This is a genomic window from Roseisolibacter agri (assembly GCF_030159095.1).
In the GTDB taxonomy this organism is placed as follows: Bacteria; Gemmatimonadota; Gemmatimonadetes; order Gemmatimonadales; family Gemmatimonadaceae; genus Roseisolibacter; species Roseisolibacter agri.
This window is the reverse complement of sequence record NZ_BRXS01000004.1, coordinates 575,340-600,778: the sequence shown is the minus strand read 5'-3', so window position 1 is coordinate 600,778 and position 25,439 is coordinate 575,340. Positions and strand designations below refer to the sequence as shown.

The 25,439-nt window shown below is 75.5% G+C and carries 22 protein-coding genes; 2 read left to right on the top strand and 20 right to left on the bottom strand.

Going from position 1 to position 25,439, the window contains the following annotated elements; all coding sequences use genetic code 11:
- The 17 genes from rosag_RS14815 to rosag_RS14735 all read right to left on the bottom strand — a co-directional run bounded on the left by rosag_RS14815 (position 1) and on the right by rosag_RS14735 (position 18,656).
- Positions 1-459: a hypothetical protein gene (locus rosag_RS14815; protein WP_284350920.1), complete on the bottom strand. Its 459-nt coding sequence runs from the start codon at positions 457-459 to the stop codon at positions 1-3.
- Positions 460-563: 104 nt separating this feature from the next.
- On the bottom strand, positions 564-1,169 hold the full coding sequence (locus rosag_RS14810; protein WP_284350919.1) for a GTP-binding protein: 606 nt from the start codon (positions 1,167-1,169) through the stop codon (positions 564-566).
- 21 nt (positions 1,170-1,190) lie between these two features.
- The gene (locus rosag_RS14805; RefSeq protein ID WP_284350918.1) at positions 1,191-1,853 is read right to left on the bottom strand and encodes a DUF4388 domain-containing protein; all 663 of its coding nucleotides are present in this window, start codon (positions 1,851-1,853) and stop codon (positions 1,191-1,193) included.
- Entirely contained in the window at positions 1,850-4,507 is a 2,658-nt protein-coding gene (locus tag rosag_RS14800; protein ID WP_284350917.1) for a tetratricopeptide repeat protein, read from the bottom strand. The genes rosag_RS14805 and rosag_RS14800 overlap by 4 nt, the downstream gene beginning before the upstream one ends.
- Before the next feature lie 14 nt (positions 4,508-4,521).
- Entirely contained in the window at positions 4,522-5,154 is a 633-nt protein-coding gene (locus rosag_RS14795) for a chemotaxis protein CheC (protein WP_284350916.1), read from the bottom strand.
- A complete protein-coding gene (locus tag rosag_RS14790; RefSeq protein WP_284350915.1) occupies positions 5,151-7,097 on the bottom strand; it encodes a chemotaxis protein CheA in 1,947 nt (648 codons plus the stop codon). Before rosag_RS14790 ends, rosag_RS14795 begins: the two co-directional genes overlap by 4 nt.
- A gap of 31 nt (positions 7,098-7,128) precedes the next feature.
- On the bottom strand, positions 7,129-7,491 hold the full coding sequence (locus tag rosag_RS14785) for a response regulator (RefSeq protein WP_284350914.1): 363 nt from the start codon (positions 7,489-7,491) through the stop codon (positions 7,129-7,131).
- A 3-nt stretch (positions 7,492-7,494) separates the two neighbouring features.
- Positions 7,495-8,127 (bottom strand): chemotaxis protein CheW, encoded by a 633-nt coding sequence (locus rosag_RS14780; protein ID WP_284350913.1) that lies wholly within the window; start codon positions 8,125-8,127, stop codon positions 7,495-7,497.
- 10 nt (positions 8,128-8,137) lie between these two features.
- Positions 8,138-9,214, bottom strand: coding sequence for an RluA family pseudouridine synthase (locus rosag_RS14775; RefSeq protein WP_284350912.1), 1,077 nt, complete (start codon positions 9,212-9,214; stop codon positions 8,138-8,140).
- Positions 9,211-9,798 carry a signal peptidase II gene (gene lspA, locus rosag_RS14770; protein ID WP_284350911.1) on the bottom strand — a complete coding sequence of 196 codons (588 nt, stop codon included), beginning with the start codon at positions 9,796-9,798 and terminating at the stop codon, positions 9,211-9,213. The genes rosag_RS14775 and lspA (rosag_RS14770) overlap by 4 nt, the downstream gene beginning before the upstream one ends.
- 11 nt (positions 9,799-9,809) lie before the next feature.
- A complete protein-coding gene (gene lspA / locus rosag_RS14765; RefSeq protein ID WP_284350910.1) occupies positions 9,810-10,385 on the bottom strand; it encodes a signal peptidase II in 576 nt (191 codons plus the stop codon).
- A gap of 4 nt (positions 10,386-10,389) precedes the next feature.
- Complete coding sequence (locus rosag_RS14760) at positions 10,390-10,848, bottom strand: TraR/DksA family transcriptional regulator (RefSeq protein ID WP_284350909.1); 459 nt, start codon at positions 10,846-10,848, stop codon at positions 10,390-10,392.
- Positions 10,848-14,171 (bottom strand): isoleucine--tRNA ligase, encoded by a 3,324-nt coding sequence (ileS, locus tag rosag_RS14755; RefSeq protein ID WP_284350908.1) that lies wholly within the window; start codon positions 14,169-14,171, stop codon positions 10,848-10,850. The genes rosag_RS14760 and ileS overlap by 1 nt, the downstream gene beginning before the upstream one ends.
- The gene (locus tag rosag_RS14750) at positions 14,168-15,052 is read right to left on the bottom strand and encodes a purine-nucleoside phosphorylase (protein ID WP_284350907.1); all 885 of its coding nucleotides are present in this window, start codon (positions 15,050-15,052) and stop codon (positions 14,168-14,170) included. Before rosag_RS14750 ends, ileS begins: the two co-directional genes overlap by 4 nt.
- On the bottom strand, positions 15,049-15,789 hold the full coding sequence (locus tag rosag_RS14745; RefSeq protein WP_284350906.1) for a DivIVA domain-containing protein: 741 nt from the start codon (positions 15,787-15,789) through the stop codon (positions 15,049-15,051). The genes rosag_RS14750 and rosag_RS14745 overlap by 4 nt, the downstream gene beginning before the upstream one ends.
- A 127-nt stretch (positions 15,790-15,916) precedes the next feature.
- Positions 15,917-16,597, bottom strand: a complete 681-nt coding sequence (locus rosag_RS14740) for a YggS family pyridoxal phosphate-dependent enzyme (RefSeq protein WP_284350905.1) — start codon at positions 16,595-16,597, stop codon at positions 15,917-15,919.
- A gap of 10 nt (positions 16,598-16,607) precedes the next feature.
- Positions 16,608-18,656 carry a protein O-mannosyl-transferase family gene (locus rosag_RS14735; RefSeq protein ID WP_284350904.1) on the bottom strand — a complete coding sequence of 683 codons (2,049 nt, stop codon included), beginning with the start codon at positions 18,654-18,656 and terminating at the stop codon, positions 16,608-16,610.
- A gap of 27 nt (positions 18,657-18,683) precedes the next feature.
- Here rosag_RS14735 and rosag_RS14730 point away from each other — a divergent pair, with 27 nt between their 5' ends.
- Both rosag_RS14730 and rosag_RS14725 read left to right on the top strand, forming a co-directional pair.
- A complete protein-coding gene (locus rosag_RS14730) occupies positions 18,684-20,576 on the top strand; it encodes a serine/threonine-protein kinase (protein ID WP_284350903.1) in 1,893 nt (630 codons plus the stop codon).
- Positions 20,573-21,649, top strand: a complete 1,077-nt coding sequence (locus rosag_RS14725; protein WP_284350902.1) for a serine hydrolase domain-containing protein — start codon at positions 20,573-20,575, stop codon at positions 21,647-21,649. Before rosag_RS14730 ends, rosag_RS14725 begins: the two co-directional genes overlap by 4 nt.
- Here the strand turns inward: rosag_RS14725 and cdaA are convergent.
- The 3 genes from cdaA to ftsH all read right to left on the bottom strand — a co-directional run bounded on the left by cdaA (position 21,639) and on the right by ftsH (position 25,388).
- Positions 21,639-22,433 carry a diadenylate cyclase CdaA gene (cdaA, locus tag rosag_RS14720; protein ID WP_284350901.1) on the bottom strand — a complete coding sequence of 265 codons (795 nt, stop codon included), beginning with the start codon at positions 22,431-22,433 and terminating at the stop codon, positions 21,639-21,641. The two genes, rosag_RS14725 and cdaA, sit on opposite strands and share 11 nt — an antisense overlap.
- 9 nt (positions 22,434-22,442) lie before the next feature.
- Positions 22,443-23,291 carry a dihydropteroate synthase gene (gene folP / locus rosag_RS14715; RefSeq protein ID WP_284350900.1) on the bottom strand — a complete coding sequence of 283 codons (849 nt, stop codon included), beginning with the start codon at positions 23,289-23,291 and terminating at the stop codon, positions 22,443-22,445.
- Positions 23,292-23,408: 117 nt separating this feature from the next.
- Complete coding sequence (gene ftsH, locus rosag_RS14710; RefSeq protein WP_284350899.1) at positions 23,409-25,388, bottom strand: ATP-dependent zinc metalloprotease FtsH; 1,980 nt, start codon at positions 25,386-25,388, stop codon at positions 23,409-23,411.
- Positions 25,389-25,439: the final 51 nt, after the last annotated feature.

Here is a 25,439-nt window from a genome sequence, read left to right as displayed (position 1 = left end):
CTACGCCTCCTCGACCAGCAGCGCGATCACGTCGGGCCACTCGGCCACCCACACCTCGGGATCGACGTGCAGCGGCGCGCGCGCGGGCCGCGGCCTGCGCAGCCGCTCGACGAGAGCCACCGCCTCCGCGGTGCGCGCGGGATCGTGGAAGACGTCGCGTCCCGCGACGCTCGGATCGAGCGCGATCGCCTCGCGCTCCAGCGCGCGCAGCCGGGCCACCGCCTGGGTGAACGCGCCGAGCAGCCCGTCGACGTCGGGCGCCTGCGTCAGGCGCAGCGCGCGCTCCAGCACGCCCGTCGCGATGCCCTCGCCCTGCCAGCGCGCGGCCGCCTCGCCGATGCGCACGCGCCACGACGGCACGCTCGACTCGATGGCGCTCGCGACGTCCGCGACGAGATCGTCGAAGGGATCGACGAACGCCGGCGAGAGCGCGGCGGCGGCCGGCGCCGCGGGCGGCATGGGTGCTCGCTCTGGCGGACGCGGTGCCGGTGCAGGCGCCGCCGGCGCGTCGGACGCATCGGTCGCCTCGGTGGACGTCTCGTCGGGCACCGCGCGCATCGGGCTCAGGCCGCGGCGGCCGCGCCGCTGGCGATGCGCTTGAGCACGAGCGCGCACGCCGCGCGCATCGTCTCGAAGACGTTCACGCCGCCCAGCGCGTCGGCGGCGAACTCCGGCGCGCCGCGGAAGTTCAGCAGCTCCGACAGCTCGGCGGGCGCCATCAGCAGCTCGCGCGGCAGGTCCTGCTTGTTGTACTGCAGGACCATCGGCATGGTGCGCGGATCGACGCCGTGCGACGCCAGCTGCTCGTGCAGGTCCTGGAAGCTCGCGAGGTTCTCGTCGCGCTGCCGGCGGCGGCTGTCGGCGACGAAGACGACGCCGTCGGCCCCCTGCAGCACGAGGCGGCGGGTGGCGGCGTAGTACGACTGCCCCGGCACCGTGTAGAGCTGGAAGCGCGTGGCGAAGTTCGCCACCACGCCCAGGTCGACGGGCAGGAAGTCGAAGAAGAGGGTGCGGTCACCCTCGGTCGCGAGCGAGACCATCTGCCCCGCGCGGCCCGGCGGTAGCCGGTCGTGCACGTGGCGCAAGTTGCTCGTCTTCCCGGACCGGCCCGGCCCGTAGTAGACGATCTTGCAGGTGATCTCGCGGGTGACGTAGTTGACGAGCGGCACGGAATCCCCGGGAGCGTGGCGTCACCAGCTGGACGATCGAACGGGCGCCGACGGAACGTCGGACGCGGCGGACGTGCTGTCGCTCGCGGGCGACGTGGCGGCGTCGCGACAGGCGACGACGCCGAGGCGCACCAGCTCGGCCAGCTCGGCGGCCAGGTCGAGCGGATCGCGTCCGAGCGAGGCTGCGAGCCCCACGACATCCCTGCTGCCATCGATCTCCGCGAGCAGCGCCCATCGGCGCGCGTCGAGCGACACCGGCGACGCGTCCTCGCCCGCGCTCAGCACGGGCACCGCGCCGGCGTGCGGCACGTCGTCGGCGAGGCGCGCCCACTCGTCGGCGCGGCGCGCGGCCTCCACCAGCACGCCCTCGATGCGCAGGCGGCGCGCGGTCATGCTGGGCGCCGGCTCCGCCGTGGGCAGGAAGCCGAAGCGCCCGATGCGCGCGTCGAGCAGCGCGCACACCACGGCCTGCACGTCGGCGTCGCGCACCGCGTCGCGCAGCGCACCGCGCGGTCCCAGCCGCGCGCCGCCGATCGCGCCGTCCGCGAGGTCGACCTCGCCCACCAGGCCGCGCGGCTCGTCCACGACGCGCAGCGTGCCCGTGCGGCGCCCGAGCTCCAGCAGCTGCAGCACGTCGGCGAGCGCGAGCTCGCGCAGCGAGCCTTCCAGCACGGGCGCGCTCATGGCGCCTCTCCCGCGGCGCGCAGCGCGGCGCGCGCGCGCGTGGCCGCGATGCCCACCGGCTCCAGCGCCAGCGCGCCGCGCCAGCAGGCGGCCGCTCGTGCGCGCTGCCCGACCGCGAAGCGGCAGTCGCCCTCGACGCAGAGCGCGAGCGCGTGCTCGGGGTCCAGACGCCGCGCGCGCGAGGCGGCGACCGCGGCGTCGCGCGGCCGGCCGACGTCGGCGAGCGCCGCGGCCAGCTGCGCCAGCGCGTCCACGTGCCACGGATCGCGCGCCGCGACCGCGGCGAGCAGCGGCACCGCGTCGCGCGGCGCGCCGCGCTCGATGCGCATCGCCGCCAGCGCGAGCGACGCGTCCGCGAGCGCCGGCACGTCCGCCAGCAGCGCGCGCAGCGACGACTCGGCCGCATCGACGTCGCCGGCGGCGCGCTGCGCGTGCGCGAGCGCCAGCCGCTCGCGCGGATCGCCGTTCGAGAGCGCGACCACGCGCTCCTGCGCGGCCACGCATGCGACCGCGTCGCCGAGCGCGCGCCACGTGGCGGCGACGTCGCGCCAGGCCGCGAGGCCATGCGCGCGCTCGGCCGCGCGCTCCAGCAGCGCGAGCGCGCTCGCGGCGTCGCCCGCATCGGCGTGCGCCAGCGCGGCCAGTGCCAGCGCCTCGTCGTCGCGCGGCCACGCGGCCGCCATGACGGCGCTCGCCTCGCATGCATGGCGCATGCGCCCCAGCTCGCGCAGCGCGCGCACCTCGCCCAGCACCGCCGCGCGCAGCCCGGGTGCGAGCTGGCGCGCCTCGCCGAAGCGCTCCAGCGCCTCGCCGTGCAGGCCGCGCCGCGCGAACAGCGCGCCCAGTCGCGCGAGCCCCTCGGCCCGGTCGCCGCCGCGGCCCATCGCGCGGCTGATCGCCGCCTCCGCGCGCTCGACGTCGCCGTGCGCGAGGTGCTCGTCCGCGAGCGCGTACGGATGCGCGCCCTCGGCCGCGGGCGCGCCGACGTCGCCGTGGTCGAAGCGCGGCGCGAGCAGCTCGGCCACCAGCGCGTCGGCCGCCGCGTCGTCGAGCGCGAAGCCCGCGACCGCGGCACCCGCGGCGGTGACCTCCGGCGCGTCGATCGCGAACTCCGTGGGACCGCCCAGGTCCAGCACGAGGAAGAGGCGGCGCCCGGGCACCACCGGCGTCGTCGCGAGCACGCGCTCCGTCTCGCGGCGCGCGACGTCGTGATCGCCCAGCGCCGCCGCGGCGAACGCGAGCCCGTAGCGGGCCCCCGCGTCGTGCTCGTCGAGGTCGAGCGCGCGCGCGAAGGCGCTGCGCGCGTCCGCGGGACGGTTCGCGTCGGCGAGCAGGCCGCCGAGCATGGTCCACGCGGGTGCGCGATCGGGCGCGGCGCGCACCGCGCCACGCGCGACGACGAGCGCGCGCGACAGCTCGCCGATCGCCGCCAGCGCCGCCGCCTGGTTGAGCTGCGGCACCACCGCACCCGGCGCGCGCGCCGCCGTCTCGAACGCGGTCGCGGCGCCGGCGAGATCGCCCGCCGCCCAGCGCAGCGCGCCGAGCCCGTTGTGCGCCCACGCGACCAGATCGACGCGCGCACCCGCCAGCGAGAGCGCGCGCTCGTACGCGGCGCGCGCGTCCTCCGCGCGCCCCGCGAGATGCGCCGCGCCGGCGCGCCCGAGCCACGCGGTCGCGTCGTCGGGCGCGAGGGCCGTGAGGCGCGTCCACGGCACGATCGCGGCCTCGGGCGCGCCGCGCAGCAGGTGCACCTCGCCGACCGCGCGGGCGACTGCCGCCTCCGGCGCGCCGAGCGACGCCGCGCGCCGGTACTCGCGCAGCGCCTCGTCGTAGTAGGCCTTGTGGCGGAACGCCGTGCCGAGCGCGAGGAACGCCTCGGGCGGCTCGGCGTCCGGGTCGGGCTCCGCGCCCGCATGCGGACGCGCGTCGCCGACCGGCGTGAGCGCGAGGTTCGCGTCGGCGCGGCCGAGCGCGGGGTTCAGCGCGACCGCGCGCGCGCGTGCCGCGAGTCCCTCGTCGGGCCGTCCCAGCTCGCCGAGCAGGAAACCGTGCAGCAGGTGCGCGTCGGCGTCGTCGGGGCCAAGCCGCAGCGCGTCCTCGACGTGCGAGAGCGCGGCGGCGGGATCGCCCGCGTGGTACGTGACGTGGGCGAGCAGCGCGCGGATCGTCGCGCTGGCCGGGGCGAGCGCGCGCGCGCGCTCCAGCGCGGCCGCCGCCGCGTCGACGTCGCCCGCGGCCTGCTCGGCGCGCGCGCGCTCGACGTGCACGCCGGGTGCGTCGGGCGCGAGCGCGACCAGCGCGTCGAGCTCCGCGCGCGCGGCGTCGTGCCGGCCCAGCGCGGACAGCAGGCGCGCCAGCTCGCGGCGCGCGTCGAGGTCCGCGCCGTCCTGCCGCACGCGGGCGCGCAGCTCCGCCTCGCGGCGGTCGCCGGCGGCGTCGTTCGCGGCCGCGGCGAGGTTGCGACGCGCGAGACGCATCGCCGGGTCGAGCGCGAGCGCGCGTGAGAACGCGTGCAGCGCGGCCTCGGGCCGGCCGCGCCTGTGCAGCAGGACGCCGAGGTTGTTCTGCGCGCCAGGATCGGCCGGATCCGTGCGGCGCGCGAGCGCGAGCAGCGGATCCGGGGCCGGAAGCGCGACGGCCGCCTCGGCGCCCACGATCGCCCTGCCGCTCAGGCGAGCCGGATGGTGCGCAGGATCGCCTGCAGCGACGCGGGATCCGGCAGCAGCAGGAAGAACCCGCGCAGCCGCTCGCCGAGGTCCTGCATCGTGAACTCCGTCTCGACGACGAAGACCTGCTCCGCTTCCGCGCCGATGCGCAGGAACTCGCGCGACAGCACCGCCGTCGACGCGTCCACCGCGAGCGTGGGCGGCGACGGCAGCAGCACCATGCCCATGAAGTCGCTGAGCGCGTTCATGTACGCGCCGCTGAGGATGTTGCCCGCCTCCTTGATCGCCGAGCGCTCCAGCTCCCCGAGCGCGACCGACGAGCCGTGCGGGCGACGGAGCATCATCTCTGCCATGCGCATGACCGTGGCCTTCGGGAAGACGAGCAGCGTGCGACCGGTGAGGTCGCCCAGCATGTCCATCACGACGCCCGCCACGGGCTGCTCGGCCGGGCCGAGCTCCGGCGGCAGGTCCTCGAGGCGCGCGACCTCGATCGTGGGCACGCTGATCATGATCGTGCCGCCGGTCATCTGCGAGAGCGCGGTGGCCGCGTGGCCGGCGCCCATGTTGGCCACCTCGCGGAGTGCGTCGAGCTGCAGCGCGCTGAGGGACCGGAGGTCGTCGAGTGCGAGGGTCATGAGGAGATCCGGGTGAGGAGCGCGGGCACGTCCACGATGAGGGCCACTGCCCCCGTCTCGAGTATCGTCGCCCCGCCGAAGATCCTGAGCGCGCCGCGGACGCTCGGGAGGCGCTTGACGACGAGGTCCGGCTGTCCTGCGAAGGCGGGGACCGCCAGCGCGACGCGCCGCGCCCCCACCTCGACGACGGCGGCCTCGGTGCAGCCGGCCAGCGCGTCGTCGTCCTTCCGTCCATGAGCCCCCGGCGCGACCGCGTCGCGGAGCGCCACCAGCGGCACCAGCTCGTCGCGCAGCCGGACCGCCCGGCGGCCGTCCGCGTCGCGCTCCGACTCGCCGCCCAGGTCCAGCGTCTCGCGCACGTGCGCGAGCGGGAGCGCATACGTCTGCCCGTCGTCCGTGTGGGCGAGCAGCGCGCGCGCGACCGCGAGCGTCAGCGGGAGCCGCAGCGTCCACGTCGTACCCGCGCCGGGCTGCGTGTGCAGCGCGAGCGTGCCGCCCAGCGCGCGCACGCGCGCGAGCACCGCGTCGATGCCGACGCCGCGGCCCGAGACCGACGTCACGCGGTCCGCCGTCGAGAAGCCCGGGCTGGCGAGCACGCGCAGCAGGCCGTCGTCGTCGAGCGTCGTCTCGTCCGGTCCAACCAGGCCGAGCGCGCGCGCGCGCGGCAGCACGCGCGCCGGGTCGATGCCGCGGCCGTCGTCGGTGACGGAGACGGCGATCGCGTCGCGCTCGCGCGCCGCGCGCAGGTGCACACGGCCCACCGCGGGCTTCCCGCTCGCGGCGCGCGCGTCGGCGGCCTCGATGCCATGGTCGACGGCGTTGCGCAGCAGGTGTCCCAGCGGATCGCCGAGCGCGTCGAGCACCGCGCGGTCGACGGCGACGTCGCTGCCGTCGGTCTCCAGCGCGACCTGCTTGCCGGTCGCGCGCGCCGCGTCGCGCACCAGGCGCGGCATGCGGTCGAACACCTCCGCCACCGCCACGAGGCGGCTCTCCAGCACCTGCTCCTGCAGCGCGCCCACGAGCCGGCCGACGTCGGCGACGGCCCCCGCGAGCACCGCGTCGCCCACGCGCGCGGCGGCGGCGGCGAGTCGCCCGCGCGCGGTCACCAGCTCGCCCGCGAGGTCGAGCAGCGCGTCGAGCCGCGCGGCGTCCATGCGCACCGTGCGCGACGCGGGCGCGCTCTCGCGCGACGTCGGTGCCTCGATCGCGGGCACCGACAGCGGCGTGGCGTCGGGCTGCCGCACGTCGACGCTCGCGATCTCGCCGGCGGCGCGGATGGCGCGCGCGATCGCGTCGGCATCCATCGGCGACGACGGCACCAGCACGAACGCGAACGCGCCGTCGAAGTCGTCGGCCTGGAACGCGGCGGCGGGCGGCGCCACGTCGTGCACGGCGCCGAGGGACTCCGCGCGCTGCAGCGCGAGGAAGGCGCGGACGCCCGGGAGCGCGGCGTCGGCGGCGATGCGGACGCGCACGCGCAGCCCGCCGGCGATGCTGATCGGTGACGCGAACGCTGCGTCGGCACTGGATGACGCAGCCGCCGTCGCGGCGTTCGCGTCGAACGCGCGGAGCGCCGCGAGGCTCGCGTCGGCGTCCGGCGCCGCGGTGCCGTCGACCGCGGCGTGCACCGCCGCTTGCAGCGCGTCGGAGGCCGCGAGCAGCGCGTCCACCAGCGCGGGATCCACAGGCAGGGCGCCCGCGCGCACGTGCGCCAGCACGTGCTCCATCTCGTGGGCGACGCGCTCGACGACGGCGTAGCCCATCGTCGCGCTCATCCCCTTCACCGTGTGCACCGCGCGGAACGCGGCGTCGATCGCGGCGGCGTCGCGCACGCCCGCGTCGGCCGCGCGCTCCAGCGCGAGCAGCGCGTCGGCGGCGGCCGCGAGGTGCTCGCGCGCCTCGTCGGCGAAGAGGGCCGCGTACTTGGCGGTGGAGAAGCTCACGGGCGCGCGCCCGCGCCCGTGAGGGCGCGCCTCAGTTCAGGATGCGCTCCACCGCCTCCAGCACGCGGCTCGGCTGGAACGGCTTCACGACGAAGTCCTTGGCGCCGGCCTGCAGCGCCTCGACGACCAGCGCCTGCTGACCCATCGCGCTGCACATCAGCACGCGAGCGGCCGGATCGAGCTTCGTGATCTCGCGCACCGCGTCGATCCCGCCCATGTCCGGCATGACGATGTCCATCGTCACGAGGTCCGGGCGCAGCGCGCGGTACTTCTCGATCGCCTGCAGGCCCGACTCGGCCTCGCCGACGACCTCGAAGCCCGCCTGCTGCAGGATGTCGCTCACCATCGTGCGCATGAAGATCGCGTCGTCGCAGATCAGCACCGTTCGGGACACGCGCTATCCTCCGTCGTCGTACAGGTCGTCGAGCAGCGCCGTCACGTCCAGTCGCGCGACGAGCGCCGACTGCGTGGCGGGCTCGCTCGCGGCGCCGGCCGCGGGCGCGCGGGACGCCGGGCCACGGGCGCGCGACCCGCGCGCCAGGCGCACGAGCCCCGCACCGGCAGCGCGCCGGTCGTCGCCCATCAGACGCGCGTCCCCCCGCACGGGCAACCCCGCCGCGTCGAGCGTCGCGAGGACGGCAGCATCGTCCGCGGTGCGTTGCGCGAGCGCCACGCCGCGCACGCGCAACCCCACCAGCGCCGCACCGCGCCGGCCATCGTCGACGACGGCCATCCACGCGTCGCGACCGGTGAGCGCGTCCTCCGACGCGACGCCGTGCGACGCGCGCCGGCGCAGGTCGCCCACCGGCAGCAGCGCGCCGCGCACGGCGGCCAGCCCGCGGATCCAGCTGGCGGGCCCCGGCAGCGGCGTCACCGGCGCGGCGCGCGCGACCTCGCGCACCTGCGCCGCGGGGAGCGCGTACGTCCGCTCGCCCACCTGCACGACCAGCAGCTCCTCCGCGTCCGCGAGGGCCGCGTCGGCGTCGTCCGGTGCGAGCGCTGACAGCTCGTCCGACGACGCCGGCGGCACCTCGGCGTCGTCAGGGGAGCGGGTCGTCGTAGAAGCCAAAGACGGAGAGCGGGTCGGGGTGGTCGGCCAGCGCGCGGTCGTCCGCCAGCGCCGCCATCGAGCGGCGCAGGTCCTCCGGCAGCGGTGCCCGGAAGTCCATCGCCTCGCCCGACGCCGGATGCCGGAAGCGCAGCCACGCCGCGTGCAGGAAGTGCCGCTGCGCGCCCAGCCCGACCAGCCGTCGCCCGCCCCCGCCGCCGTACGTGTCGTCGCCGAGGACGGGATGGCCCGTGCTGGCGAGGTGCACGCGGATCTGGTGCGTGCGCCCCGTGTGCAGGTGCGCGCGCAGCAGGTCCCCGACGTCGAACCGGGCGAGCCGCACGAAGTCGGTCCGGGCGGCCTTCCCTCCAGTGACGATCGCCATGCGCTTCCGGTCTCGCGGATCGCGCGCGATCGGCTTCTCGACCGTGATCCGGTCCTCCTTCAGGTGGCCCCAGCACACGGTCGCGTAGCGTCGCACGACGCGCCGCGCCGCCAGGTCGGCCGACAGCACGCGGTGCGCGCGCTCGGTCTTGGCCACCACCAGCAGCCCTGAGGTGTCCTTGTCGATCCGGTGCACGAGGCCGGGACGCTCCTCCCCGCCCCCCGCGGCCAGCGCCTGCCCGCGCCCCATGAGCGCGTTCACCAGCGTGCCCGTCCAGTTGCCGGGCGCGGGGTGCACGACCATCCCGGCCGCCTTGTCGATGACGACGATCTCGTCGTCCTCGTGGATGATCGACAGCGGGATGTCCTCGGGGACGATCGCGCGGCCGGGCGGGGGCGGCACGTTGACGTCCACGCGCTCGCCGGCGCGCACGCGCCAGCTGGCCTTCTCGCGCCGCCCGTCGACGGTCGTGTTGCCGTTCGCGATCAGCGTCGCGGACTGGGTGCGCGACAGCCCCACCTGCGCGGCGACGTAGAGGTCGAGGCGCGCGCCGGCATCCGTGTCCGCGACGACGAGCGCGTAGCGGCCGGGCGCGACGGAGGGCGCGAGGCCCGCGGCCTCGTCGTCCCCCTCGTCCGCGTCGAGGACGTCCTCCGGCTCGGGCCCGCCGTTCGGACCGGTCACCGCTCGGCGGCGCCGGCCTCGGGCGCCGCGCCGGGGACGCCGGCAGCCGCCTGCTGCGCGTGCAGCCGCGACTCGAAGCGCCACAGCATCAGCACCAGACACGCGGCGCCGAGGCTGACCGCGGTGTCGGCGAGGTTGAACGTCCAGAAGCGCACGTCGCCGACGCCGACGTCGATGAAGTCCACCACGCCCTCGGGCGAGCGGATGCGGTCGACGAAGTTGCCGATCGCGCCGCCGATGACGGTCGCGATCGCGAGCTTCAGCGGGCGCTCGCCGGTCGGCAGGCTGCGGTAGAGGCGGATCAGGAAGCCGACGATGAGCACCGTCAGCACCATGAACACCCAGCGCGACGCCTCGCCCAGATGCATGCCGAACGCGGCACCGGGGTTGTACGTCAGCGTGAAGCGCAGCACGTCGCCGATGATGTCGTGCGGGGTGTGCCGCGGCAGCAGGTGCCGCTCGGCGAGCAGCTTGGTGCCCTGGTCGAGCGCGACGACGACCGCGGCCAGGACGACGGCCGCGCGGGCGGTGGAGCGCTCGGCGTCCGCGTCGTGCGCGGGGTGCGAGCCGGAGGAGAGGGACATGGTGGGGCGTCTCAGGGCGCGTCGGCCGGATCCGGCAGCGCGGCGGGGGCGGAGGCGGGAGCCGGGTCGGCCGCGTCGTCGGGCTCGCCCCACAGCGCCCACGCGAGGAGCGCGGCGCCACCGGTGACCGCGACGTCGGCGATGTTGAAGGTGGGCCAGCGCGCGGCGCCCACGCCCACGTCGATGAAGTCGACCACGCCCTCGGGGGAGCGCAGCCGGCAGATCGCGTTCCCGACGGCGCCCGCGCACACCAGCGCGAGCGCCAGCGTGCGGACGTTGTCGCGGTCGCGGGTCGTGCGGTAGAGCGACCAGAGCACGCGCAGCACGACCGCCGTCAGCAGCAGGAACACCCAGCGCGAGTGCTCGCCGACGTGCAGGCCGAACGCGGCGCCGGGGTTGTACACGAGCGTGAAGCGCACCGCGTCGCCGAAGACCTCGTGCGGGAAGCCGCGCGGCACCAGCGCGTAGGCGGCGATCAGCTTCGTGACGAGGTCGACGAGGACGATCAGCACGACGACGGGCCAGAAGACCACGCCGTTCGTGCTGATCTCGCCCTCGGCCGCCGACGCGGGGCTCCGGTCGGACACGGCGTCAGCCGCCCTTCTTCCCGTCTTCCTCGCGCTGCTTGCAGTCGATGCAGTAGCGCGCGTGGGGGAGTGCGTCGAGGCGATCGTACGCGATCTCCCCGCCGCACGAGTGGCACTTGCCGAACGTCTCGGGCGAGCGGTACAGCCGGCGCAGCGCCTCGTCGATGTGCCAGAGGAAGCGGCCCTCCTGGCTGGCGAAGAGGAACGCCTTCTCGCGCTCCATGGCGTCGGTCCCCTGGTCGGCCATGTGGAACGAGTACGAGCTCAGGTCGCCGTCGGACTCCTGCGCGCTGGCGCCGAACGTCTCGCCATGATGCCCCAGCTCCTTGAGCACGCGCTTGCGCTCCTCGAGCAGGCGCTTCTCGAAGTGGGACAGCTGCTTCTTGGTCATCGGCTTGAACTTCTTGTCGGCCGAGGGCTCCGGCGCCTTCGCGGCTGCCGCCTTGGTCCCGCTGCTGGGCATCAGGATGGGTCCTTGCTCAGGGTGACGTGCACCTCCGCCCCGTCGAGGTCGAAGGACTGCGTCCAGGTCTGGGGGGGCACAGTTGCATCTGCCGCGCCGGACGCGGGCATCCCGGCCGCGGCGCTCTCGGCGTCGCTCACGCTGCTGCTGTCTACGTCCGTGCCCACCGCGAGGTGTCGTGCCAGGACCTCCCCCGCGATGTACTCCCGATGCGTCCGCACGGCGGCCTCGACCTCGGAGCCGCCCCGGATCGCGAGGCGGACGCGGTCGCTGACCTCCAGCCCGGATTCCTTGCGGAGGCGTTGTACCCGACTCACCAGCTCGCGAGCCATTCCCTCCTCGCGCAGCTCCGGCGAGATCCGCGGGTTGAGGGCGACCACCACCCCGCCTTCCTCCTCGACGGCGTACTCGCCCGTCGCGCGGCGCAGGATGGACAGCTCCTCGGGCTGCAGCAGGTGGTCGCTCCCTTCCACGGAGATGGCGACCGGCTCGCCGCGCTCGAAGGCGTGCAGGGCGTCCGCGCCGAGCGCCGCGACGGCCTCGGCCGCCAGCGGGGTCGCCTTCCCGAACCGCTTCCCGAGGACGCGGAAGTTGGGCTTCGCCTCCAGCGTCACCAGCGAGTCGCCGCTCTCGGCCCAGCGCACCGCCTTCACGTTCAGCTCGGTGCGGAGCAGCCCGTCCAGCTCGCGCGCCAGCCGCGCCGCCTCCGCCCCCTCGGCCCCGATCGGCACCGGGAGGACGCAGACCACCTCGGCCAGCGGCTGCCGGACGTTGATCCCCACGCTCTCGCGCGCCGCGCGGCCCAGGTTGGCCAGCCGGCGGATCCCCGCCATCGCGGCCTCCAGCGCGGGCTCGTGCACCACGGCCGCATCGGAGGACGGACGCACGTAGCCCGCGAGGTGCACGCTCTCGCCGGCCAGCGCGCGGTGCAGCCAGTCGGTGATGAAGGGCGCGAACGGCGCCAGCAGGCGCGCGGTGACCAGCAGCACCTCGCGCAGCGTCGCGAACGCCGCGCGCTCGTCCGCCGACGTGCCGTCGCCCCAGTACCGCGCGCGCGACAGGCGCACGTACCACTTGGAGACGTCGTCGTCGAAGAACTCCATCACGCGCCGCGCGGCCAGCGTGGCGTCGTACTGCGTCAGCAGCGCGTCGGCCTCGCGCTCCACCGTCGCGAGCCGCGACAGCACCCACCGGTCGAGCAGCGGACGCTGGGCGGGCGCCGGGTCCGCGTCGCTCGGCGACCAGCCGAAGTTCGCGTACAGCGCGAAGAACCGGTACACGTTCTTCAGCGTGACCAGGAAGTTGCCCGCCGTCTGCCGGATGGCCGACTCGTCGAAGCGCCGCGGCACCCACACCTGGCTGGACGAGACGAGGAAGAGCCGCGCGGCGTCCGCCCCGTGGCGCTCCATCACCTCCCACGGGTTGACCACGTTGCCCTTGCTCTTGGACATCTTCTGCCCGGTCGCGTCGAGCACGAGGTCGTTCACCACGACCGCGCGATACGGCGCCGCGGCGTCGGTCCCGTTGTTCGGGAGCGCGTCGCCCAGCCCCGTCGCGATCGCCAGCAGCGAGTAGAACCACCCGCGCGTCTGGTCGACGCCCTCGGCGATGAAGTCGGCCGGGTACTGCGCCGCCACGACGTCCTGGTTCTCGAACGGGTAGTGCCACTGCGCGAAGGGCATCGACCCCGAGTCGAACCAGGTGTCGATCACGCTCGGCACGCGCCGCATCGTGCCCGTGCCGCTGGCCGCGGGCCACGTGTACGCGTCGACGTGCGGCTTGTGCGGATCGAAGTCCTCGGGCAGCGCGCGGCCGACCTTCGCCGCCAGCTCCGCGTACGAGCCGACGACCTCGATCTCGCTCGGATCGGCGTCGTTCACCCACACCGGCAGCGGCGTGCCCCAGTACCGGTCGCGCGACACCGCCCAGTCGATGTTGTTCTCCAGCCAGGAGCCGAAGCGGCCGCTGCCCACCTCCGGCGGGTTCCAGTCGACCGCGTCGTTGCGCGCGATCATCCGGTCGCGGTACGCCGTCGTGCGCACGAACCACGAGTCGCGCGCGTAGTACAGCAGCGGCGTCCCGCAGCGCCAGCAGTGCGGATAGCTGTGCAGCTCCTGCTGCGCCTTCCACAGCGCGTCGCGCCGCCTCAGCTCCTCGATGATCAGCGGGTCGGCCTTCTTCACGAAGGTGCCGCCGACGACCGGGATCGACGCGTCGAACTCGCCGCGGCCGTTCACCGGCTGCACGAACGCGAGGTTGTGGCGCTGGCCCGCCGCGTAGTCGTCGGAGCCGAACGCGGGCGCCATGTGCACCACGCCCGAGCCGTCGTCCGCCGACACGAACGACTCGGCCACGATGAGCTCACGCTCGCCCTGCTCCGGATACGCGACCCAGTCGAGCGGACGGCGGTAGCGCATACCCGCGAGCGCGCTGCCCGGCATCGTCGCGACGACGTCCCAGCGGTCCGCGTAGTCGGCGCCCAGCACGCCCGCCGCGCGCGCCTCGGCGAGCACGATCGTCCACTCCGCGCCCGTCTTCTTGCGCAGCTCGACGTACGTCAGCTCGGGGTTCACCGCGAGCGCGGTGTTCGACACGAGCGTCCACGGCGTCGTCGTCCAGACGATGATGCGGCGGCGCTGCGGGCCGTCGTGCACCAGGTCGAGCGCGACGTACACGCTCGGATCCTCGACGTCCTTGTAGCCCAGCGCGACCTCGTGCGACGAGAGCGCGGTGCCGCAGCGCGGGCAGTACGGCAGGATCTTGTGCCCGCGGAAGAGCAGCCCCTTCTCGAACAGCGTCTTCAGCGCCCACCACACGCTCTCGACGTAGTCGTGCGTGTACGTGACGTACGGCTGGTCGTAGTCCAGCCAGTACGCCATGCGCTCGGAGAGCTGCTCCCACTCGCCGCGGTACTTCCACACGCTCTCGCGGCAGAGGCGGTTGAACTCCGCCACGCCCACGCGCTCGATGTCCTGCTTGCCGCTGATGCCGAGCTGCTTCTCGACCTCGATCTCGACGGGGAGGCCGTGCGTGTCCCACCCCGCCTTGCGCGGCACGAAGTACCCCTGCATCGCGCGGTGGCGACAGAAGAGGTCCTTGATCGTGCGCGCGAACAGGTGGTGGATGCCGGGCCGTCCGTTGGCCGTCGGCGGTCCTTCGAAGAAGACGAACGGCTTCGCGCCCGCGCGCGACTCCTGCACGCGGTGGAACAGCCCCTCGGCCTTCCACTGCGCAAGCAGCTCCTGCTCCTGCGCGTGCGGCGCCGCGTCGGCGGGCAGCGACGGGAACGTCCCGTTCGCGGTGGTCGTCGATTCGTCGCTCACGGCGTGCCCTCCAGTCGCTCCAGGACGCCGCACACGACGTCGGCCAGCGCCGGCTCGGCGCGGCGCGCCACGGCGATGATCTGCTCCACGGTCGCCGGCTCCAGCGCGTCCGGCAGGCACTGGTCGGTGATGATCGACAGCCCCAGCACGCGCATGCCCGCGTGCCGCGCGACGATCACCTCGGGCACGGTGGACATCCCCACCACGTCGCCGCCGAGCGCGCGCAGCATGCGGTACTCGGCGCGCGTCTCCAGGTTCGGGCCGGCGACGGCGACGTACACGCCCTCGCGCAGCGTCGCGCCGCGCGCCAGCGCGACCTCGCGGGCGACGGTGCGCAGTGCCGCGTCGTACGGCTCCGACATGTCCGGGAAGCGCGGGCCCATCGCGTCGTCGTTGGGGCCCACGAGCGGGTTGTCGCCGATCAGGTTGATGTGGTCCGCGATCAGCATCAGGTCACCGGGCGCCCACAGCGGGTGCATCCCGCCGCACGCGTTCGACACGACGAGCGTCGGCGCGCCGAGCGCGCGCAGCAGCCGCACCGGGAAGGTGACGTCGGCCAGCGCGTAGCCCTCGTAGCGGTGGAAGCGGCCCTGCATCGCGATCACGCGACGGCCCGCCAGCGTGCCGCAGAGCAGGCGCCCCGCGTGCGACTCGACGGTCGACAGCGGCATCCCCGGGATCGCGTCGTACGGGATCGCGACGTCCACCGTCATGCGCTCCGCCAGCCCGCCGAGCCCCGTGCCGAGGATCACCGCCGCCTCGGGCACCGCATCCCAGCGCGCGCGCACCGCCGACACCGCCGCGGCCAGGCGCGCGCGCCCCGCCGCCAGGGCGTCCGACACCTCCGTTCCCTGCACCACCTCGTGTCCCGTCGCCGTCATCCCGGTCCCTGTCCCTGCGTCTCGTCGTCGCGGCGCGCGTGCGGGTGCGCATCGTGCGGCAGAACCTCCGCGCCGTCGAGGGAGAACGGATCGCGCCCCGTGGGCGACGTCGCGACGCCGAACGCCGACTCCAGCTCGGCCGCGACGGCCTCCAGCGCGCTCGCGTCCAGCGGGTGCGCGTCGCGCGTGGACGCGCTCTGCGCCTCGAGCGCGCGCGGACGCGTCACCGGCGGCGGCAGCGTCCGCTCCTCGGCGGCCGCCAGCTCGGCCAGCTGCCGCTCGGCCAGCAGGCGCAGCTGCGCGATGTACGTGCGGTGCACGCGGTCGAGCCCCGCGATCTCCTCCTCCACGCGCCGCTGCTCGCCGCGCAGCTGCTCGACGTGGCGGCGCGCGCCTTCCTCGGCCTGGCGGCGGATGTCGTCCGCCTCCGCGCGCGCCTCGCGGCGGATCAGCTCCGCCTCGCGCTCGGCCGTCTCCCGGGTCTCGTTGCGCAGCTGCTGCGCCGAGATGAGCGCCTCGTTGAGCGCGCGGTCGCGGTCGCGGAAGGCGCGCAGCTGCTCGTGGAAGCCGCGCGCCTTGGCGTCCAGGTCCTGGACGGCGCGCGCGAGCCGCTCGAGCTCCGCGGCCACCTGCTCGCGGAACTGCTCGACGCGCGCCTTGTCGTAGCCCCGGAGGGCGGCGCCGAAGTCGTAGCGCCGCACGTCGAGGGCGGTCAGGCGGAAGGTGTCGTCGGTCATCGGGGCGGACGCGGCGGGAACGGGGACCGACGAAGATAACCGGGGCGCCCGCCCCGGCGTCAGCCGCCGGTTCGGCCGACGTTCGCCCCTGGTTCGCGCGGTGTCGGCGGGCCGTTCGGGCGCGGGTTCAGCCGCGGGCGCCGAAGAGCAGCGTCCCCAGGCGCACCATCGTCGCGCCCTCCTCGACCCCCACCTCGTAGTCGCCCGACATCCCCATCGACAGCTCGGCGGCGGGATGGCCCGCCTCCAGCAGCGCGGTGCGGGCCTCGCGCGCGCCGGCGAAGGTCGCGCGCAGCACGCGCTCCTCGGCGTCGAACGGCGCCATCGTCATCACGCCGCGCACGACGACGCCCGGCAGGGTCGTCAGCCGCTCCGCCTCGGCGCGCACGTCGTCGGGGCCGTAGCCGCCCTTCGACGTCTCGCCGCTGACGTTCACCTGCAGCAGCACGTCGATCGGGCGCTGGCGGCGCACGCCCTCCTCGTGCAGCGCGTCGGCCAGGCGCGCGCTGTCCATCGAGTGGACGAGCGCGAAGCCGTCGAGCTGCTTCACCTTGTTGCGCTGCAGGTGGCCGATGAGGTGCCAGCGCAGGGGCACGTCGACCTCCGCCATCTTCTGCAGCGCCTCCTGCACGCGGTTCTCGCCCACGTCGTGCAGCCCGGCCGCCCACGCGGCGCGCACGGCGTCGGGGCCGTGCGTCTTGGTCACCGCGACGACGGCGACGCGCTGCTGGTGCCCGCCGCGCGCGATCGCGCCGTCGATCGCCGCGCGCACCGCGGCCAGTCGCTCCGCCAGCTCCGGATATGGCATGCGCGCCAGTCTACCAGCCGCGGCACGCGGTCTCAACCCGTGCGTCCGGCGGTGGTGCCGGCGCGGCCACCGAGAGCTCCGCCAGCGCGAGCGCGGCGCACGCCAGCTGCCGCTGCGCCCACGCGGGCACGCGGTCGCCGTCGGCGCGTGCGGGCACGGCCAGCAGCGGCGCGACGCGCACCGCCGCGCGGCGTGTGGCGGCGGTGTCCACGCCCGCCACGAGCGCGGCGCGCGCGGTGTTCGCGCCGGCCGTCATCGTGTCGCCGTCCGCGGACGCGTCGTCGCCGCGCACCACGACCGCTCCGCGAAGCGTCCACGAGGCACCGCCGCGCGCCGCGGGCGACACCGCGAGCGTCGCCGCGACGGGCCGGCCGTCGGCGCGCGCACGGGCGGCGATCGCGCTCAGCGTGGCCGGCGCGCCACGCCACACGGGGACGTCCGCGGCGGCGAGCAGCCCGTGTCGCCGCGCCAGCTCCGCGCGGTACCACGCGGCGCCGAGCAGCGACACCGTCACGGGCGTGACGTCGGGCCGTGTGCGACGCGCGAGCTGCGCGAACCAGACCGGGTAGCTGTCGTTGTCGGCGTTGAGCAGCAGCACCGCGCGCGGCGGCGCATCCGCCAGCAGCGACTCGGCGAACGCCGCGGGGAGCGCGGCGTCGGGCTGCACGCGCCGGTCCGCCGCGCGCCAGTTGAGCGCGACGGGCAGCGCCGCGAGCGCGACGCCCGCGAGGCGCGGCCACGCGGCGCCGAGGCGCCGTGCCGACGCATCGCCCAGCGCCCACGCGCCCAGCCCCGCCCACAGCCCCCACGTGAAGAAGGCGAGCGCGAAGAAGTAGTCGCGCTCGCGCGCCTCGCGCGGCGCGCCCGCGGGGAGCACGCCCCACCCGTACGTCGGCCCGGCCTTGAGGTTCAGGTACGCCGCCACGCCCAGACTCGCGCCGAGCAGCAGCACCGCCAGCACGCGCCAGCCGCGCCGGTCGCGGCGGCGATGCCAGCGCGCGCCCACCGCGCCGAGCGCGAGGTAGAGGAGCGTCACCGGCAGTCGCAGCGCACGTACGCCGACGCCGCCGTCCAGCCCCAGGCCGAACTGCGCGTCGGCCCACACGCCCAGGTTCCCGAGCTGCAGCCACCACGGCGCCTGCCGCGGCCAGAGGGGCGCGACCGCGTACTGCCGGCGCGCGAGCACGTCGTCGAGCGCCGCGAGCGTGGCGGGATTCCCCTGGTTCAGCCCCGGATCGTGCCGCGCGCGCGCGAGCAGCATCAGCACGCCCGACACCGCGACCGCGAGGACGGCGAGCAGCGCGAGCGCGCGCCCGATACGCGTCGCGACCGATCCCCCGCCGTCCCACGCCGCGAGCGCGGCGGCGGCGATCGACGCGGCGCCGGCCATGATCCAGCGCCCCGTGCCCGCGGCCGCGGCCGCGACGGCGGCGAGCAGCAGCGTCGCGCCACGCAGGATGCGCCGCGTGCCTTCGGCGGAGCTCGCGCCGAGCAGCGCCGCCGCCGGCGCGACGGCGAGCGCGCTGAGGTGCAGCGGCACCGCGAGCGCGAGCGCGTACGTCGTCAGCCGCGCGCGCGCGATGCGCTCCGCCGCGCGATCGGCGGCCGCGAGCGCGAGCCACGACAGCAGGAGCGCCGCGGCGTAGACCTCCGTCTCCGTGGCGCTGAGCCAGACGCTGCTCGTGGCGCCCGCGCACACGGCGGCCGCGCAGGCGGCGATCGGAAGGCGCGTCCAGCGTGTGAGCAGCCACGCGGCCAGCGCGCCCGCGCCCGCGGTGCACGCCGCGGAGAGCAGGTTCGCCGCGACGGCGAGGTCCACGCCGATCACGCCGAGCGTCACCGTCCACGCGCGGCCGACGGCGACGAAGAGCGGCGTGCCGGGCGGATGCGGGATGCCGAGCGTGGCGAACGCCGCCGCGAACTCGCCCGCGTCCCAGAAGGTGACGCCCGGTGCCAGCGTCGCCGCATAGAGCGCGAGCAGCAGCGCGCCGGCGACGAGCCCCGCCCGACGGGCGACGCCGGCGTCCGCGTCGCGGTCGAGGGGCGGGTGGTTGCGCATGGCGGTGAAGACTCGCACCCTCCGCGCATGCCGCCAACTGCCCTGCCGCCCATCGATCCCGAGCTGCACGCCCTGGAGGCGGCCGTGCGTGGCCGCTTCGCGCTGGAGCGCGAGCTGGGACGCGGCGGCATGGGCATCGTGGTGCTGGCCCGTGACCTGTCGCTCGACCGGCCCGTCGCGATCAAGCTGCTCCCCGAGGCGCTCGCCCGGCAGCCGCACCTGCGCGAGCGCTTCCTGCGCGAGGCGCGCACCGCCGCCGGCCTGTCGCACCCGAACGTCGTGCCGATCCACGCGGTCGAGGCGCACGGCGACGTCGTGTTCTTCGTGATGGGCTTCGTGGACGGCGAGACGCTGGCGCGCCGCGTCGCGCGCGGCGGGCCGCTGCCGGCGGCCGAGGCGACGCGCGTGCTGCGCGACGTCGCATGGGCGCTCGCGTACGCGCACGGCCGCGGCGTGATCCACCGCGACGTGAAGCCCGACAACATCCTCCTCGATCGCGGGAGCGGGCGCGCGCTCGTCACGGACTTCGGCATCGCGCGCGTCGAGGATGCGCCGTCGTCGCTGACGCTCGACGGCCACGTGATGGGCACCGCGCAGTTCATGAGCCCCGAGCAGGCGGCCGGCGAGGCGCTCGACGGCCGGAGCGACCTGTACGCGCTGGGCGCCGTCGGCTTCGTCGCGCTCACCGGCCGGCCGCCGTTCGAGGCGCGCACCGTCGCGGCGCTGCTCGCGATGCAGCTGATGCAGGATCCGCCGCCGGTCGCGTCGCTGCGCCCCGAGGTGCCGGCGCGACTGGCGGCCATCGTCGACCGCTGCCTGGCGAAGCGCCCCGACGACCGCTTCCCGTCGGCGGAGGCGCTGGCCGCGGCGCTGGACGAGGCGGGCGGCACGCCGCCGGTGGTCGCCCCGCAGGTCCGCAACTTCGTGCGCCTCGCGCAGCAGAGCACGATGATGCTCGGGACGATGGCGCCGCTCATCCTCGCCACGGCCGCGCAGTCGAACGCGCGCGCGGCCGCGTCGCTGGTCGCGATCGTGGCCGCGCTGCTGGCGGTGGGGGCCGACCTCGCGCGACGCGCGCGGCACCTGATCCTGCAGGGCTTCGGCGCCGGCGACGTCGTGCGCGCCTTCCTGCTCGAAGAAGACGCGCGCGCCGACGAGGTGGCGGCGCTCTACCATGGTGAAAGCCGCGCGCAGCTCCGACGCACGCGGACGGTGGCGGCGGTGGTGGCGGCCGTGGGCGTCGGGCTCTGGCTCCTCGCCACCGTCGCCGCGCGCACGGCGTTCGCAGTCGGCACGTGGGAGCGCAACGCGCTCCGCTGGGGGGCGCTGCTGCCGCTGCTCGTCGGCGTCATCGCGTTCGTCGTCGCGATGAACTCCTCGGAGCGCGCGGAGCGCCGCGCCGGGCGGCTGGCGGGGCGCCTCTGGCGCAGCGGCTTCACGCTCTGGTTCTTCCGGCTCGCGGGCTGGGGCCTCGACCGACCGCGCGCGTCTGACGTCGTCCGCCCGTCCGACGCGCGCGACGACGCCGCGCTCCCCGACACCGCGGTCGCGCGGCATCCGGAGCTGCCGCGCCTCCTGCGCGACGCGGGCGACCTGGCGCGCGCGCTGGCCGAGCGCGAGGCGCGCATCGAGCGCGTGCTGGTGGAGAGCGGGGCGGCCCGCGACGGCGACGCGCCCGCGGGCGGGCCCACCACCCGGGCGCAGCTCGTCTCGCGGCGCGTGTCGCTGGTGGCCGACCTGCGCGGGTCGCTGGACGACGCGCGCGCGCGACGCGCCGACGTCGTCGCGGCATCGGAGAACCTGCGCATCCAGCTCGCACGCGTGCGCGCGGGGCTGGCGAGCGCCGACGACCTCGCACCCGACCTGGCGGAGCTGGAGGCGCTCGTCCGCGCGGGCGCCCCGCCCGACGCGAACGCGTGAGACGCGTCTGCGTCGTCGTCGCGCTGCTGGCCCTCACGCGACGCGCGGATGGACAGCAGGCTCTCTCGCGCGCCCGCCTGCGCGCCGCCGACGCCGCCCTGCGTGCGCTCACCGACAGCGGCTTCTCCGGCGTCGCGCTCGTCGCGACGGGCACCACGGTGCGGCTGGAGCGCGCCTACGCCGCGCGCGGCGGCGCCGTCGCGCGTCCGACGACGGGGAGCGCGTTCTGGATCGCGTCGATGACGAAGGGCTTCACCGCGGCGGCGGTGCTGCGGCTGGCCGAGCATGGTCGGCTCTCGCTCGCGGACACCGTCGGCCGCTTCCTCGCCACGGCGCCGGCCGACAAGCGCGCGATCACCGTGCGGCAGCTGCTGACGCACACCTCCGGCATCGACGGCCGGTACGCGGGCGGCGGCATCCAGGATCGTGACCGCGCGGTGGCCGCGATCCTCGCCCAGCCGCTCGCCTTCGCGCCGGGCACGGGCTATCGCTACATGGACGACGACTACGAGCTGCTCGCGGCGATCGTCGAGGTGGCGACGCGGCGCAGCTGGGCCGACGTCGTCGAGGCCGAGCTGCTGGTGCCGGCCGGTCTGTCGCGCACGGGCTTCTGGTGCCGCCATCGGTCCGGTGCCCCCTCCCCCATCGCCGGCATCGACGCTCGGCGCGCGCGCTGCGGCGGGCCGGCCGACTGGGGCCATCGCGGCGCCAACGGCATGTCGTCGACCGCGCGCGACCTGCTGCGCTGGACGGCGGTGCTGCGCGACGGACCGGTGCTGGGCGCGGCGAGCCGCGCGAGCCTCGCCGCGCCGCAGGTCTTCGTGCGCCGCGAGCCGCCGGCCGACGTCTCCTATGGCTACGGCGTGCGCGTCCTCACCCGGAACGGGCGCGTGACCGAGGTGGTGCACTCGGGCAGCGGCGACGACGGCCACACCGGCATGGTGCGCGTCTTTCCGGACGGACTCACGGTGATCGTGCTGTCCAACGCGGGCGCGCACGCGGGCACGACGTGGAGCGCCCATGCCGCGCGCCGTGTCGTCGCGGCGCTGCGGCCCGCGACCGTCACGCGGTGACCACCGCCTGCTCCATCGTCAGCCGCGGCGTGCGGCCGAGCAGCAGCTCGCGCAGCTGCATGGGCGTGAGCCCGCGCCGCAGCGTGCCGTTGGTCGCGAACGAGATCGCGCCGCTCTCCTCGCTCACCACCACCAGCAGCGCGTCCGTCTCCTCGCTCAGCCCGAGCGCCGCGCGGTGCCGCGTGCCGAGCGAGCGGTCCTCGACGCGGGTCTGCGAGAGCGGGAGGATGCACCCCGCGCCGACGATCGAGTCGCCGCGCACCACCACCGCGCCGTCGTGCAGCGGCGTGTACGGCGTGAAGATCGTCGCCAGCAGGTCGCCCGAGACCTTGGCGTGCAGCTCGCGCCCGGAGTCCACGTAGTCGTTGAGCGACACGTCGCGCTCGATGGCGATGATGGCGCCCGTGCTCGACCGGCTCAGGCGCTCGACGGCGTCGGTCACCGCCTCGACGACCTCGCCCTCCTCCAGCGACCGCGTCTGCCGCGCCGTCTTCGGCTGGCCCAGGTGGGCGAGCGCGGCGCGCAGCTCGGGCTGGAAGATCACCAGCACCAGCACGAGCCCCCACTTCAGCAGCAGCTCCATCGTCCAGGCAACCAGCGGCAGCTGCAGCGCCAGCGCCGCGGTGTATCCGGCCGTCACCGCCACGAGCCCCGCGCCGATCGCCAGCGCACGCGCGCCGCGCAGCCGGCGCAGCCCGTGGTACAGGACGAACGCGACGAGCGCGACCTCGAGGAGGTCGCGCCAGCCCACGTTCACCGCGTGCCACGTCGCCGGGAGCGCCATGCGGCGAAGCTAGCCGCGCAGCACGGCCCACGCCACGTCGAGCGCCTCGCGGTGCGCGCGCACGTCGTGCACGCGGAACAGCCGCGCGCCGCCCGCCAGCGCGGCCACGTGCGCGCCCACCGAGCCGTGCACGCGGCCCGCCGGATCGGCGACGTCGCTCAGCTCCCCCACGAACCGCTTGCGCGACGCGCCCACCAGGAGCGGGCGTCCCAGCGCCGCGAGGCGCCGCAGCTCGCGCAGCACCTCGATCGAGTGCTCGCTGCGCTTGGCGAAGCCCACGCCCGGATCGAGCACGATGCACTCGGCCGGCACGCCGGAGTCCGCGGCGCGGGTGAGCGCCCCCTCCAGCTCCTCCACGACCTCGCCCACCACGTCGTCGCCGTACTCGGCGTGCGTGAAGGTGGCCATGTCGGCGACCGCGCCACGGGAGTGCATGAGGATCAGCCCCGCGCCCACGGCCGCGCACGCGGCGCCGACGTCCGCATCCAGGCGCAGCCCCGAGACGTCGTTGATCGCGTCCGCGCCCTCGTCCAGCGCGGCGCGCGCGACCGCGCCCTTCACCGTGTCGACGCTGACGATCGCGTCGGGCCGACGGCGCCGGACCTCGCGCACCACGGGCGCGACGCGCGCGATCTCCTCGGCCTCGGGGACGGGACCGGGGTTGTTGGGGCGCGTGGACTCGCCGCCCAGGTCCACGCCGTCCGCGCCCTCGTCCAGCAGCCGCTCCGCGTGGTCGGCCGCCGCGTGCACGCCGAAGTACAGGCCCCCGTCGCTGAAGCTGTCGGGCGTCACGTTGACGATCCCGAGGACGAAGGGGCGCCGGAGCAGCACGCGGCGGTCGCGGAGGAGCCAGTGCATGGAACGACCGACCTCCCTATGCACTCAGCGCTCGGCGCTCGGCGCTCACCGTCCCCGCGGGACGAAGTGAGCGCCGAGCGCCGAGCGCTGAGCGACGTGGAGCGATGGAGACGACCCTCAGGCCGGGGCGATCTCCGGCCCGCCCAGCAGCGGCGGGGTCACGGGCTTGGGCTGCACGACCGGCGTCGGGATCGGAGCCGGGATCGGCGAGGAACCGCCGATCGGCTGCCGCGGCGGCAGCGACTCGCCGCGCTTCAGCATCTCGATGTCCTCGCGCGACAGCGTCTCGCGCTCCAGCAGCGAGGCCGCGACCGCATCCAGCAGCGGGCGGTGCTCGGTGAGCACCTGCGTCGCGCGCTGGTAGGCGGCGTCGATCACGCGCTTCACCTCGCTGTCCACCAGCTGCGCCGTCTGCTCCGACACCTCGCGGCGGCTGGAGATCTCGCGGCCCAGGAAGACCTCGTGCTCGTTGTCGCCGACGAGGATCGGGCCGATGCGGTCCGACAGGCCCCACTGCGCCACGTAGCGGCGCGCGATGCCCGTGGCCTGCTGGATGTCGCTCGCCGCGCCGGTGGTGACCCGGTCGCGCCCGAACACCAGCTCCTCCGCCACGCGGCCGCCGTACGCCATCACCAGCCGCGCCTCGAGCTGCTCGCGCGTCACGGAGACGCGGTCGTCCTCGGGGAGCGTGAAGGCGACGCCCAGGGCGCGGCCGCGCGGCACGATCGTGACCTTGTGCAGCGGGTCGTTGCCCTTGACCATCATCGCGCAGACGGCGTGACCCGCCTCGTGGAACGCCGTCAGCCGGCGCTCCTCCTCCTTCATCACCATCGACTTCCGCTCGGCGCCGAGCATGACGCGATCCTTGGCCTCCTCGAAGTCGGCCATGAAGATCTTGTCGTGGTTGCGGCGGGCGGCCAGCAGCGCGCCCTCGTTGACGAGGTTCGCCAGGTCGGCGCCGCTCATCCCCGGGGTGCCGCGCGCCAGCGTCGTCACCGTCACGTCCTCGGCGATCGGCTTGTTGCGCAGGTGCACGCGCAGGATCCCCTCGCGACCGCGCAGGTCCGGCGCGTCGACCACGATCTGGCGGTCGAAGCGGCCCGGGCGCAGCAGCGCGGGATCGAGCACGTCCGGCCGGTTCGTCGCGGCGATCAGGATCACGCCGTCGTTCGACTCGAAGCCGTCCATCTCGACGAGCAGCTGGTTCAGCGTCTGCTCGCGCTCGTCGTGCCCGCCGCCGAGGCCCGCGCCGCGGTGCCGGCCGACGGCGTCGATCTCGTCGATGAAGATGATGCACGGCGCGTGCGCCTTGCCCTGCTCGAACAGGTCGCGCACGCGGCTCGCGCCGACGCCCACGAACATCTCGACGAAGTCGGAGCCCGACATCGAGAAGAAGGGGCGCCCGGCCTCGCCGGCGACCGCCTTCGCGAGCAGCGTCTTGCCCGTGCCCGGCGGACCCACGAGGAGCGCGCCCTTCGGCAGGCGGCCGCCCAGCTTCGTGAACTTCTGCGGGTCCTTCAGGAACTCGATGATCTCCTGCAGCTCGACCTTCGCCTCGTCGGCGCCCGCCACGTCGGCGAACGTCACCTTGGGCGTGTCGCCGGTGAGCAGCTTCGCCTTCGACTTGCCGAACGAGAACGCCTTCGCGCCGCCGGCCTGCATCTGCCGGAAGAGGAAGATCCAGAAGCCGATCAGCAGCAGGTACGGCAGGAAGGTCACGAGGATGCCGCTGACCGACGTGCGCGGCTCCTCGGCGGCGATGCGCACGTTGCGGTCGGCGAGGCGCGCCACCTCCTCGTCGGCCACCTCGGGCGGCAGCTTCACGGAGAAGCGCTTGGCCGGCCGCGACGTGCGGCCCGCGTTCACGGGCGCGCCGAACTCGCCCACGAGGTAGCGGTCGCCCTGGAACGTCACGGCGGTGACGTTCCCGCGCTCCACCTGCTGGCGGTAGGTCGTGTACTCGATCTCGGCGGCGTCGCTCCGGCTCCCGTTCGTCAGCTGCAGGAAGGCGACGGGGATCAGGATGACGATGACCCAGAAGGCGAGCGTCTTGGAGACGCGGCTCCAGTTCGCGGGCTTCTTGGGAGGATTGGGCATGGTCGGAGGCATGAACCTCTCTCTACCTGTGTCGGCGCGTGAGCGCGTTAC

Excerpts from the sequence above, each read along its gene's own strand:
- rosag_RS14730 (WP_284350903.1), top strand. The coding sequence starts at position 18,684 with ATGCCGCCAACTGCCCTGCCGCCCATCGATCCCGAGCTGCACGCCCTG.
- rosag_RS14795 (WP_284350916.1), bottom strand. The coding sequence starts at position 5,154 with ATGACCCTCGCACTCGACGACCTCCGGTCCCTCAGCGCGCTGCAGCTC.
- rosag_RS14750 (WP_284350907.1), bottom strand. The coding sequence starts at position 15,052 with ATGACGGCGACGGGACACGAGGTGGTGCAGGGAACGGAGGTGTCGGAC.
- rosag_RS14735 (WP_284350904.1), bottom strand. The coding sequence starts at position 18,656 with ATGCGCAACCACCCGCCCCTCGACCGCGACGCGGACGCCGGCGTCGCC.
- lspA (WP_284350911.1), bottom strand. The coding sequence starts at position 9,798 with ATGTCCCTCTCCTCCGGCTCGCACCCCGCGCACGACGCGGACGCCGAG.
- rosag_RS14760 (WP_284350909.1), bottom strand. The coding sequence starts at position 10,848 with ATGCCCAGCAGCGGGACCAAGGCGGCAGCCGCGAAGGCGCCGGAGCCC.
- folP (WP_284350900.1), bottom strand. The coding sequence starts at position 23,291 with ATGCACTGGCTCCTCCGCGACCGCCGCGTGCTGCTCCGGCGCCCCTTC.
- rosag_RS14740 (WP_284350905.1), bottom strand. The coding sequence starts at position 16,597 with ATGCCATATCCGGAGCTGGCGGAGCGACTGGCCGCGGTGCGCGCGGCG.
- rosag_RS14805 (WP_284350918.1), bottom strand. The coding sequence starts at position 1,853 with ATGAGCGCGCCCGTGCTGGAAGGCTCGCTGCGCGAGCTCGCGCTCGCC.
- ftsH (WP_284350899.1), bottom strand. The coding sequence starts at position 25,388 with ATGCCCAATCCTCCCAAGAAGCCCGCGAACTGGAGCCGCGTCTCCAAG.
- rosag_RS14745 (WP_284350906.1), bottom strand. The coding sequence starts at position 15,789 with ATGACCGACGACACCTTCCGCCTGACCGCCCTCGACGTGCGGCGCTAC.
- cdaA (WP_284350901.1), bottom strand. The coding sequence starts at position 22,433 with ATGGCGCTCCCGGCGACGTGGCACGCGGTGAACGTGGGCTGGCGCGAC.
- rosag_RS14815 (WP_284350920.1), bottom strand. The coding sequence starts at position 459 with ATGCCGCCCGCGGCGCCGGCCGCCGCCGCGCTCTCGCCGGCGTTCGTC.